The organism is Neolewinella antarctica (assembly GCF_011927835.1).
GTDB lineage: Bacteria > Bacteroidota > Bacteroidia > Chitinophagales > Saprospiraceae > Neolewinella > Neolewinella antarctica.
In genome coordinates this window covers 487,721-499,865 of sequence record NZ_JAATJH010000001.1, presented here as the reverse complement: position 1 = coordinate 499,865, position 12,145 = coordinate 487,721, and the positions used below count along the sequence as shown (strand labels likewise).

General features: G+C 53.8%; 8 protein-coding genes. 5 read left to right on the top strand and 3 right to left on the bottom strand.

The features are described from left to right. Positions 1-91: 91 nt before the first annotated feature. From GGR27_RS02065 to GGR27_RS02055, 3 genes are all read left to right on the top strand, one after another. Positions 92-1,225: a cytochrome c biogenesis protein gene (locus GGR27_RS02065; protein WP_245184362.1), complete on the top strand. Its 1,134-nt coding sequence runs from the start codon at positions 92-94 to the stop codon at positions 1,223-1,225. A gap of 89 nt (positions 1,226-1,314) precedes the next feature. Next, the gene (locus GGR27_RS02060) at positions 1,315-2,622 is read left to right on the top strand and encodes an ATP-binding protein (protein WP_168035732.1); all 1,308 of its coding nucleotides are present in this window, start codon (positions 1,315-1,317) and stop codon (positions 2,620-2,622) included. A gap of 338 nt (positions 2,623-2,960) precedes the next feature. Beyond that, positions 2,961-4,214, top strand: a complete 1,254-nt coding sequence (locus GGR27_RS02055) for a tetratricopeptide repeat protein (RefSeq protein WP_168035731.1) — start codon at positions 2,961-2,963, stop codon at positions 4,212-4,214. Between the two features lie 13 nt (positions 4,215-4,227). Here GGR27_RS02055 and GGR27_RS02050 read toward each other — a convergent pair whose 3' ends face one another. The 3 genes from GGR27_RS02050 to fahA all read right to left on the bottom strand — a co-directional run bounded on the left by GGR27_RS02050 (position 4,228) and on the right by fahA (position 7,047). Then, positions 4,228-4,752, bottom strand: a complete 525-nt coding sequence (locus tag GGR27_RS02050; protein ID WP_168035730.1) for an AAA family ATPase — start codon at positions 4,750-4,752, stop codon at positions 4,228-4,230. A gap of 17 nt (positions 4,753-4,769) precedes the next feature. Then, positions 4,770-5,738, bottom strand: coding sequence for an SPFH domain-containing protein (locus tag GGR27_RS02045; RefSeq protein ID WP_168035729.1), 969 nt, complete (start codon positions 5,736-5,738; stop codon positions 4,770-4,772). A gap of 88 nt (positions 5,739-5,826) precedes the next feature. Continuing rightward, positions 5,827-7,047 (bottom strand): fumarylacetoacetase, encoded by a 1,221-nt coding sequence (gene fahA / locus GGR27_RS02040; RefSeq protein ID WP_168035728.1) that lies wholly within the window; start codon positions 7,045-7,047, stop codon positions 5,827-5,829. 360 nt (positions 7,048-7,407) lie between these two features. Between fahA and GGR27_RS02035 the strand changes: the two genes are divergently transcribed. Together GGR27_RS02035 and GGR27_RS02030 are read left to right on the top strand one after the other, a co-directional pair. Next, positions 7,408-10,350, top strand: coding sequence for a TonB-dependent receptor (locus GGR27_RS02035; RefSeq protein ID WP_168035727.1), 2,943 nt, complete (start codon positions 7,408-7,410; stop codon positions 10,348-10,350). A 115-nt stretch (positions 10,351-10,465) separates the two neighbouring features. After that, a complete protein-coding gene (locus GGR27_RS02030) occupies positions 10,466-12,076 on the top strand; it encodes a T9SS type A sorting domain-containing protein (RefSeq protein ID WP_168035726.1) in 1,611 nt (536 codons plus the stop codon). The last annotated feature ends 69 nt before the right edge of the window (positions 12,077-12,145 follow it).

Below are 12,145 nucleotides of genomic sequence, written 5' to 3'. Positions count from 1 at the left end.
TTTAGCTGCTTTCGATCACGGTATCATCAAATTCCTTGCCCAGTCCCCCGGCACCCGCGTCCGCGCCCAAATTGTCAGGTATCTTTGCGGCATGGAAAAGATGATGCGTAAATCCTGGTGGAAATGGCTCGGCGTGGCGCTGGTCGTTTACGGAATCGTGGCGGGTTTGCTGGTGCCGCTGAAGCCGAATGCTTACGGCGTGATGCCGGGTAGCGCGACGTTGGGGCAGACGGAAACGTTTGAAATGCTGGGGTATAACACCAGTTTTTTGGGCGCGGACGCAGGTGCCGTGAATGCGTGGGTAAGAGCAGGGGAGGGACTAGCCCTCCGAGCGGACCGCATAGAAATAATTGACGACCGGCGCGCCAAACTGACCTTCACCTTTCCTGAATATCTGCCCGAAAACGATGTCCCCGCCGGACAAGCACGCGCGCTCCCGATTATCATGACCACCGACAACGATGGCACCTTCGTCGTGCCGGATGCCGTGACCTTGCGGCAAGTCACCACCCCGCTAAGCACGGAAGTGGCGGAAACCGGCTGGACGACCGGAGCTATCGTAAAGGGCGACTTGTTCCCAAGCCAAGGAATCACTTTTCCCTACCGAAATGTCTTATTGGAAACGATCCGGAACACTTACTTTCACGTCAGTCTCTGGTTCGCGATGATGTTTCTGTTCATCGCCGGGGTCGTGTACGCGATCAAGTACCTGCGGCGCAGTGGCGAGACGATGCTGGACGGTATCCACACCGTCAGCCGCCGCGATAAAGCTGACTATTGGGCCGTCGCCTTCACTTCCGTCGGGATGCTTTTTGGTATTCTTGGTCTGCTAACCGGCGCGGTTTGGGCCAAATACACCTGGGGGACCTACTGGAGCTGGGACATCAAGCAATTCACGACGCTCATCGCATTGCTGATTTACGGCGGTTACTTCGCCCTCCGCGCCGCACTGCCGGACGCCGAGCAGCGGGCACGACTGAGCGCGGCTTACAATATTTTCGCCTTTGCCTGCCTCATTCCCTTAATCTACATCCTGCCCCGGCTGGTCGGTGATTCCCTGCATCCGGGGGCGGCGGGCAACCCGGCGATGGGCGGCGAAGACCTCGACAGCACCATGCGCATGGTCTTTTACCCCATCATAATTGGCTGGACGCTCTTTGGATTCTGGATGGCGTGCATTACTTTTCGGGCACGGGTTTTGCTGGAACGGACTTTACGGGTCTGACGGCAACGTTTTTGGCCCTAAGATCATTTAAGCGAACACCGGTGCCCACTCGGTTATTGACGAACGGGCGGTAAAACCCAGGACTGAACATGGACCACCAAAAAGAACTCAACGACCTTCGCCAAGCCCTTTCCGCTTCTCCCGAGAACGTCTACATCAGGCGTTTACTGATCGAGAAATTGCGGGAGGTTGGTGGAGAGGAGAAAGAACTTGAAAAGGAACTGAATAAACTGATCCGTAAGGAGCCTCATTCGATCGACCTTAAGGAGTACCTTATAGAAGTCTACTTCAAACAGGAAAAATATTCTACCTGCCTCATCATTTTCGAGGAAGTCGAAGAACCCATTCTGCTCTCTCCGGAATCGCGCGTCCTGGTTGCCAAAGCTTACCTGAAGGACGGCGACACGGCCCGCGCCGGCGAAGTCTACCGCGGCGCGGTGGAGCACGACGATGACGTCGCCGACGACGAGCTCGACCAGCAATTTCGCCTGGGCGTCGATATTGAATACACCATCGACGCGACCGAAGACGAATTCCGCCTGATGGCCAAGCCCGACACTAACTTCTCCGACGTCGGCGGCATGGAAGGCGTGAAGCGGGAAATCGACTTAAAGATCATCCAACCCCTCCAGCACGTCGACCTCTACAAAAGCTACGGTAAGAAAGTCGGTGGCGGTATCCTACTCTACGGACCTCCCGGCTGCGGCAAAACATTTATCGCCCGCGCCACGGCCGGCGAGATCAACGCCAACTTCATCAGTGTCGGACTCAATGACGTGCTGGACATGTGGATCGGCAATTCCGAAAAGCAACTTTCCGAATATTTTGACCTGGCTCGTCGCAAGGCGCCCTGCGTGCTGTTCTTCGACGAGGTAGATGCGCTTGGTGCCAAGCGTTCCGATATGCGCCAATCCGCTGGCCGAAACCTGATCAACCAGTTCCTCGCGGAGCTCGACGGGATCGAATCGAATAATGAAGGTCTGTTGATCATCGGCGCGACCAACGTTCCCTGGCATCTCGATACCGCCTTTCGCCGTCCGGGGCGTTTTGACCGCATCATCTTCGTCCCACCACCCGATGCGACCGGCCGGGAGGCCATCCTGAAACTTAAGCTGAAGGATAAACCGCTTGGAAAGATCGATTACGTTAAGATCGCTAAGCGCACGAAGGACTTCTCCGGTGCCGACCTGAACGCAGTCATCGATATTGCCATTGAAAATATTCTGGAACAGGCGATCAAGACGGGGGCTCCCAGGCCAATTGAAACCAAAGATTTGCTAGCTGCCGCCGAGCGGCATAAGCCTTCGACCAGCGAATGGTTTTCTACGGCGCGGAACTATGCTACTTTTGCTAATAAGGGGGGGCTTTATGATGATATTTTGGGGTATTTGAAGTGAGGGGAATTAGACTCATTCATTAAAATTATTTGTGGGATAACAAAAACATTTCAGGACAATAGCCCATAACCACAAACCAAATTGTGGGACACAAATCCTTATAAATAATAAACGGAAACGTGGGGCTGCATGCGCATGCTACGAATTAAACGAAAACGTGGGACTGCATGCGCACGCTACGAATTAAACGAAAACGTGGGGAAGCATGCGCTACGCGTCTCCTTCGGGGTCCCACGCTACGGTAGACGACCCTCCGGGCCTAAACGGAGATTGCTGAAAATACCAGACCAATATTAGTAGTGGTCAATCTTTGCTATTTCCTCTAAACTCATCCCGATTTGTCACCAAACAACCTACAACAACGCCTCAGTCTCCTCTTTCAGCAGGATCGTTTTAAGGAAAGCCGGGAACTGCTGGAGAATTATCTGTCGGACTTTCCCGACGACCGGTTCGCGCAACTCAACTACGTCAACGTGCTGCTCAACTTGGGGGAGAAGAAGGCAGCCCGCGAGGTGATGGGGCCGATCGTCAATGAGAATCCAGACGATCCGACCGTGCTCCGGCTGGCTGCCTCGCTGGAGTTGATGGATGGTAAGGACAAGGTGGCCCAGACCTACGCCGAGACGCTCCTGCAAATGAATGCGCGGGATGCGGACGCTTACGTACTGATGGCCCGCATAAAGATGAAGCAGCGTAATTATGACGGCGCGTTATACTACGTGGATGAAGCACTCGCCATCAACCCCGAAGATTCGGCGGCGCTTAATCTCAAGATATTCGTCGGTAGTCTTTTGGGCCACAAGGATGTTGGCGTAACGGTCGAAGATGCCTTGAACCTTTCTCCGGAAGACCCGACGACCATTGCGCAACACGCCTACTCGCTGCTCTCGCAGGGGAAGTCGAAGGAGGCACTGGAGCGCGCGCGCTACGCACTAAGCCTGACTCCACAAAATGACATGGCGAGGTACGTCATGCTGGAAGGACTGAAGGCCAGATTTCCCATCTACCGGGGCTATTTTAAATACCAGCAATTCATGGCCCGGCTGTCTGGCAGCGCCTCCTTTGGCATCACTATCGGATTGTGGATCGGCGTGAATGCACTGAACCGGTTCGCAGGCAGCAACCCGGCTTACGCGCCTTACGTCCAGCCCATTGTGTACTTCTTCGTAGGAATTTTCTTGCTCTCCTGGATCATCACGCCTTTGATGAATTTCTACTTGCTCACGAATCAGTACGGCCGGGTGCTGCTGGATCAGGAGGAGAAGGTCATGGCCCGCCTCGTTGGTGGCTCCTTCATTGGTGGGGTAATCAGCTTCGTAGCCAGTGCAGTAACTGGTTACGATGTGTTCTTTTTATTGGGGATGGTGTTGATTGCGCTGACCATTCCACTCGGTACTTTTTTACGGCCGTTGCGGAAGCGTCAGAAGCAGATCTTGACTGCGTATACGGTCGGGTTGGCCTTAGTGGGACTTGCTGGTGCGCTACTTCTGAATTTGACCTTGCTTAGCATTGCGGGCGTTGCTATTCTGGCTTATCAATTTATCCTCAACGGGATGGCGGCGCGGGAGATGGGGCGGACTTTTGGGGAGTGATGGTATGAGGTAATTATTTCGAACAGTTGGGATAGAGAACCCGAATGGCCTGAATTGCCGTTTGCTCTCGATCCTCACCAGAGATAATCGCAAGGGTAATACCCGACTGGTGTACCAGCTTCAGATACCGTTCGTAAATAAGTAACCGATCTCTTACGTCAGGGTGTTCACGCAGCGGATCATCCGCCCACGGCAAGTCAGGATAACAGAGTAAAATCAAGTCATAATCAATCTCCGCAATAGCTTTCGCAATGGCCTTCGAGACCTGGCCATACTTGACGGACGACCACACGTAGAGCACGATCGGACCGGTATCACAAATCATAATTTCTACATCCCCGAGATCTAAAGCAGCCCGTTCACCAGCTAACTGACCAGCTAACATTACATCCAAATCCGCCGCAACGTAAGCGGGGTCCTTTTCCAGGTACCCCCGCGCAAACTCCGGCACGTACGCCCCCGAAAAAAAAGTGGCAAGCCCACGCGCTAACGTCGACTTGCCACTGCTTTCCGGACCGGTAACTAAGATTTTAATCATTGGTTACCCGGGTGGTTTTAGCGTTGTAATTCGATCTTTTCCTTGGCTTTAGCTGCCTTGAGCGCTTCTGAGCTGGTTTTCATCTCCTCACCCATCTGCTGGCTGGCGATGAAGCTGGCCGTCATTTGGCTGAGCATGTCGGAACCGGCCGTAGGGGCGTTGGGCAGCATGATTAGGTTGGAGTTCACGTTTTCGCCCATGCTCTGGAGCGTATCGTAGTGCTGGGTAACGACGATGAGCGCGGAAGCTTCCTGTGAGTTGATACCAACGGAGTTCAGAATGTCTACCGACTCTTCCAGTCCCTTGGCAATCTCCCGCCGCTGGTCGGCGATACCCTGACCCTGAAGACGCTTTGATTCGGCTTCGGCCTTGGCCTTGGCGACGATCCGGATGCGTTCTGATTCTCCTTCGTACTCGGCGGCCAGTTTTTCACGTTCGGCGGCGTTGATCCGGTTCATGGCCATCTTTACGGTAGCGTCGGGGTCGATGTCCGTAACGAGGGCACGAACGATGTTGTAGCCGTAGGCTTGCATGGCGTCTTGAAGTTCCGATTTAATGGCGTTGGCAATATCGTCTTTACGAACGAAGACATCGTCGAGGATCATCTTGGGTACTTCGGCGCGCACCACGTCAAAGATGTAAGAATTGAGCTGCTCGTCGGGGCGGTCGAGCTTGTAGAAAGCATCGTAGACGGAATCGCGACCGACGACGTACTGCACGCCTACCTTCAATTTTACGAATACATTATCCTTGGTTTTTGTCTCAACGTTGACATCTAGCTGCCTAACTTTCAGACTCATGCGGCCGGCGACTTTATCAACAACGGGAACCTTGAGGTGTAAGCCTGGCCCCCGGATGGAAGAAAAGCGCCCGAAGCGTTCCAGAATGACCATGGATTGCTGCTTCACGACGAAGAAGCTGCTCATGAAAACATAGAGGATGAATAAAAGCGGGAGTAAAACTAGCGGGTTAAACAAAAAGTCCATAGACGTTGATTTTGTGTAAGATAATATACTTATCGACAAAAGGTTAACGTGCGGCGGGAAAGAATGGATGTCGCTCGTAAACCTTGTGTCACCGAGCCGGCAAAACCCGTCCGCTGGCTTCGCCGAACCCTACCCGCAAGCCGTCTTTTACGCCGTATCCGCGCAACACAATCGTATCGCCATCTTCCACGAACGTTCGTTCGGTTCCGTCCGGCATCGCTAATGGTGAACGACCACCCTCGCTTATCTCCAGTAGGGAGCCGTAGCTGGTTTCGTCCTTGCCCGAGATCGTTCCGGAGGCCATCACGTCACCGACCCTGACGTTGCAACCATTGCTGGTGTGGTGGGCTAGCTGCTGGGCCATGTTCCAGTACATGTATTTGAAGTTGGACCGGGAAATAGTTTTGGAAACACCGGCGGAGGTCGTGAGCGTCACTTCTAGTTTAAGATCGAAATTGCCGTTTCCTGTATATTTTAGGTAATCCAGCACCTCCGGGTCCTGCGTTGGCCCGGGTGTTCGGAAGGGTTCGAGGGCGGCGAGTGGGACGATCCAGGGGGAGATCGTGCTCGCGAAGTTTTTGCCGAGAAAGGGGCCGAGAGGTACGTATTCCCACTTTTGGATATCGCGCGCGGACCAGTCGTTGAACAGTGCCAGTCCGAATATATAATCATCCGCGTCTCCGGTGGCGATCGGCTCGCCCAGTGTGGAGTCTTTACCGATGACGAACGCCATTTCTAGCTCAAAATCTAATTTCGACGTCGGTTCGAACTGAGGGGTGGGGTAGTGGTTTGGCTTCACTTGTCCGCGCGGGCGGGTGATGTCGGTGCCGCTAACCACGATCGAGGAGGCGCGGCCGTGGTAGCCGACGGGGAGGTGTTTCCAATTAGGTAGCAGGGCGTTCTCCGGGTCACGAAACATCTTGCCGACGTTGGTGGCGTGCTCAATGCTGGAGTAGAAGTCGGTATAGTCGCCGATGCGGACGGGCAGGTGCATCCGCGCCGCTTTGCGGGCTACGAAAACTTCCGGGTGTCTAGCCAGTAAACCTTGCTCCTCTTGCAATAATTCTTGCACCCGCGACCGCGCCGCATCCGTCACCTCTTTGCCCAGGGAAATAAATGGATTCAGGTGGTCCTCGTAGAATACGCTGACGTCGAAATCGAACAGTCCCAGTTCAGCTACCACCGACATATCGATGATGTGGTCGCCGTAAGCAACACCCACGCGAGGGTCGTTGCCAGCCACGGAGAATATACCCCAGGGGAGGTTTTGGAGGCTAAAGTCCGAGTGGGCGGGAAGGGTTGGAATCATGGCGGCAAGATAGGGCGCGGTCGCAGGTGCAAGGAATTAACGAAGTGATAGTTTATTACTCATCCAAAATTTTCTTAGTTGAAATCTAATAATTACTACTCACTAACAAAGAAATCGTACACCTCACTTACGTAGCAACTTGTTACCGGCAGCAAATCGGCAGAGATTTTCAAACAGTTCCCATTTGCCCACCGGCGAGTGCATAAAGTGCTTGGAATCAATCAAGTATTTCTCCCCGTTACTATCTTGGAGAAGTTTGGTACTATTACGAAGCGCCCGGGCGGGGCCCGCGATTACCTTTGGAAGGTGGTTATTACCGTAAGTTTTAATTGCTTTTCGATCATTCGCATTTTATAGTATATGTATCAAACCGACCAACTGAATTTGCTCCCGGGAGTAATCATGTCAGTGCTTTTCACCGTCTTACTTTCCACTAACCTGAGTGGACAGGGCTCCGTCGCCGGCGTAGTGACCGGGGCGGAAGGGGAGACCCTGATCGCCGCGAGCGTCTTCGTGCCCGGCACGACCAAGGGGAACTTTACGGATCTGGACGGTGGCTACCGTTTGAGCTTGCCCGCCGGCACTTATGAAATACAAGCAAGTTACATCGGTTACGAGGCAAGTAGTCAGGAAGTTGTTATCATAGACGGAAAAACGGCCAAGCTGGATTTCGTGCTGGCGACGGCTAATATGTTTGGTGAAGAAGTCGTGGTGACGGCTCAGATGATGGGGCAACGCTCCGCCATCAGCCAGCAATTGAACGCCGACGGTATCGTAAACGTCGTTTCTGAAGAACAGATTCAGGAACTCCCGGATGCCAACGCGGCGGAATCCATCGGCCGCCTGCCGGGCGTTTCGCTAAAGCGATCCGGTGGCGAGGCTAACAAAGTCGTGCTACGGGGGCTGAGTGATAAATTCAGTCTGATCACCCTGAACGGGGTGCCCATTCCCGCGACCGACGCCAATTCTCGCGGGGTGGATCTCAGTATGTTCTCTCAGAGTTCCCTTGCGGGAATCGAAGTGACGAAAGCCGTCACCGCCGATATGGACGCCGACGCGATCGCGGGAGCCGTCAACCTCGTGACGCGTAAAGCGCCGGAAGAGCGGGAATTTCGCGTTGACCTCGGCGGAGGATACAACCGGTTAGAAAAAGATTTTGGGCAGTACCGGGTGGACGTGCGTTACGGCCGCCGGATATTGAATAACAAACTGGGCGTGCAGGCATCCGTCAATAACGAACGGCTGATCCGGAGTCGGGAGTCTTTTAGCCAGGGTTGGCAGATTGACGCGGATAGCTCTACCCAGATTACCGACCTGGGCGTCAACTACGTAGACGAAACCCGGGGTCGCCTGGGCGGCAACTTACTACTCGATTACGATACCGGTGACGGCGGCACCATCCGCTTCAACAACTTCTACACGCAGACTAGTCGGGACCGTATTACGTCCAGCCGGGACTATCCCGTGACTGGCGACGTTAACTATAACATCTCCGATACCGAGACCATCAACAGCACCCTGAACAACTCGCTTTCGGGCGAGAACTTTCTCGGGAATGGCATTGAGATCACTTGGAATCTCTCTCACGCGCAATCCGTCGGTAGAAGCCCGTACGACTACTCCATGAACTTCCAGGAAGGCGGCGCGCCCGAGACGGGTATGCGGAACGTCCCCAATGAATTGCTCGACGGACCCGGCCAGGCGCTCATTCCGCTGGCGTATAATAATTTCCGGCAAGCCTTTCTTTACGGCGCGCGCTTTAGTGACGCCGAGAACCGGGATCGGGATTTCATCGGTACCGTAAACGTAAAAAAATCGTTTTCGCTCAGCGAAACGATCAACGGTTCCTTCAAGACGGGCGCAAAGATTCGTCAGAAAAGACGGACGCGCGAGGCGGACAGTCAGCAGTCGCTCGACTACCTGGGATTACCCAAAACGTTCGTTCAATTGCCCAACGGCGACATCGTTCCTCAGGATTTTAGCGCCACGTCATTCAATGATTTTACGAAGGTCGGGGGCAGCAATGTTTCCTTGGTGAACTTCCTGGACGCGACACCCGCGCAACGGGAACTGCTGGATCAGTACGCACTCAACCCGCTGGTCAATCCCGAACTGGCCCGGGAGTGGGCGGAGATTACGAGGAATGCGGTTAACCAACAGGGGGAACTTTTCCAGTACGTAGAGGATCTCCAAGCCAGAACCGGTAACTACGACATCCAGGAAAGAATCTATTCCGCTTACGTGATGACGACGTTGGACATCGGCGAAAAACTGCGGGTTATCGGCGGCTTGCGTTTCGAGCGCGAAGACAATGAGTACCAGGGCATTTACGCACCGGAACTGGGGGGTATACTCCGAGCGGACCCATCCGTACTCCAGGATACGACATCCTCGTACGCGGCTAATTACGTGCTGCCTAACCTTCACTTGCGCTACAAGCCGGAGGAGTGGTTCGACCTTCGTTTTGCCGCCACAAAAACCCTTGCGCGGCCCGACTTTGCCATGCGGCTGCCTCGGTTGGAGATCGATCGCGTCAATCGGACGGTTAGTAGGGGAAACACCACGATCGAATCTACGGTAGCGTGGAACTACGATGTGATCGCATCCTTCTACCAATCTAAATACGGTCTCTTTACGGCGGGGGTATTCTACAAGGCATTAGATAACTCCTTCTACAACCTGAACAACCGGCGTATCCTCACCCAAGCTTCCGCAGATGAGCTCGCCTTACCAACGGAGCGCGGGACTTTGGTGGGCTTCAACCTCAGCGAGCCCATTAATACCGACGACACCAAGGTCTACGGCGTAGAGTTTGATTTGCAGGCGAATCTGCGGTTTCTACCCGGCGTGCTCAAAAACCTAGTGTTCCGGGCCAACTATTCCCGCATTCAGTCCGAAACCAACTACCCCCGGGTAAGAATCGATCAGGACAATTCGGAATTCCCACCCACCCAGACGGTCGTGCAATTTACCGAGCAGGGTAAGTTGGAGGGCCAGCCGGAGAACTTTGGCAACGTCGCCTTGGGGTACGATCTGGGGGGGTTCTCGTCCCGCCTAAGTGTGTTCTTCCAGGACGACTTTCTAACAACGGTGACCAGCACGGGCCTGCGCGAACAATCCGAGAAAGGCTTCTCCAAGTGGGATTTCGTCGTCAGCCAAGAAATAAAAAAGATAAAACTTATTTTCAACGTCAATAACATTACCAACTTTTCCGAGGGGCAGTTTTATAACTTTCGGGGGTTGGACCGGGGAGAATCCAAATTCGGTGTCCAGGTTGACTTTCGCGTACGGTACACCCTTTGATCCGGGCTGCCATCGCGTGATATAGTCACATTCGCGGCAGCAACTAAAAATTCACACAATCGCTCCTGCGGTACCCATTATTGGGGCCACTATTTTCTAATCAATACATCCTATTATGAAATTCAACTTTACACTTTTATTCACCCTTCTGGTCGGCCTTTCCGCTACGGCGCTGACCGCTCAGGAGGAGATGATGATCGAGCCGGGTACTGGCTTCCTCAACCAGATCATTCTTGCCGACACTACCGCAACCGGCGAGCGGAATGATGAAAACCGGATTTACGTCCTCCGCCGCGACGCGGAGTATTTCGTTCAGGGGCCCTTTCGCACCCAGACCTTTATGCTACACCTCAAAGCCGAAGAAGGCACGGGTGAACTACCGCACGTTAAGCCTTTCGCCGACCAGGATGGTGCGATCAACGGTAATCTGATCCGGACTTACGCCGATGCCATTTTTGAGAACATCTACCTCGATGGTCAAGCCAATGAGGAAGGTCAGCCTTACCCCGCCCGTATTTTGCGGATGGAGGGAGAAGGCGCTAACCTGACGGTACGTGGCTGCATCCTCAACAACGGTGCCCAGTCGGCCCTACGCGTCAATAGCGCCGCCGGAACGATCCTTTTTGAAAACACCGTCGTGGCCAACATGGGTGCTATCGCTCAGGACAACATGGGCAACGGCCGGGTCATCGACTGCCGCGGTTCCGCCGTGCAAATGCTCAAACTTGAGGATTGCACCTTCGTCAACACGATGGACCGCATTATTCGCCACCGCGGAGGTTCCGGCGTGCTGGATTCATTCGAGATGAATCATAGTACCGCCGTTAACCACATGGGTTACCACGGCGTGATCGAGCTGGGCAATGTCGGTGACTACGTTAAGATCACCGATAACCTTTTCTACGACGTCTTCAGCATGGGCGTAGATTCTACCGACGCCGAGCGACTGACGGAATTTGACGCGACGACGGAAGTCGATGCAGCCGGTAATCCGATAATGGTCTGGGTAGGGTCCATTCCTAACGACAGCACCGAATTCATCATCGACCAGAACATCTACGGTATTTCTCCCGAGCTACAGGCTTGGTACGATGAGTACGATTTAGATGAAGGCCCTAATCAAATTCTGACAAACCACATTGCAGATAAGGTCGCACAAACTACGGTAATGGATAGTGTGTCCACTCCATTTGCGAAAGCCGACGTGACGTTGACGGAAGTGCCAATGTTTGCCAAGGAATTACAGGATTGGTACTGGCGCCCAACCGCAGACGGCGGTGCGGGAAAATCCAAAGTCACGACGACTGAGTTCACGATGAACCGCGAAATGTCCGATTACTTTGGTTATGAAGCTACGTTAGATGCAAGTTATAACACTAGCGATAGCTTGCTTACCGGCACTGGTGGAGCGCCCGTAGGTGACCGGACTTGGATGTCGACCATCACCAACACCAACGATCCGCAAAGATCCGAAGTCGCGATGCGCAGTTTCCCTAATCCGATTAGCAGCAATGCTACATTAGAGTACACTCTGGAGCAGGCAGCTACGGTACGGATGGAACTCTTCGACTTGAACGGTCGTCAGCTTCGCCAGGCGAATTTGGGTCAGCAGTCCGCTGGCGTTCACTCGACTACCCTAGAGCGCGGCAACCTAGCACCGGGTCTTTACTTGATCCGAATTTCCGGTAACGGTCGTTCGGGTATGTTGCGAGTGACGGTTCAATAGGATCATTTTCTACATCTTTTACGCTTGATCAACCGCCCCCTCGCCTCGTGAGGGGGCGGTTTTAAATTA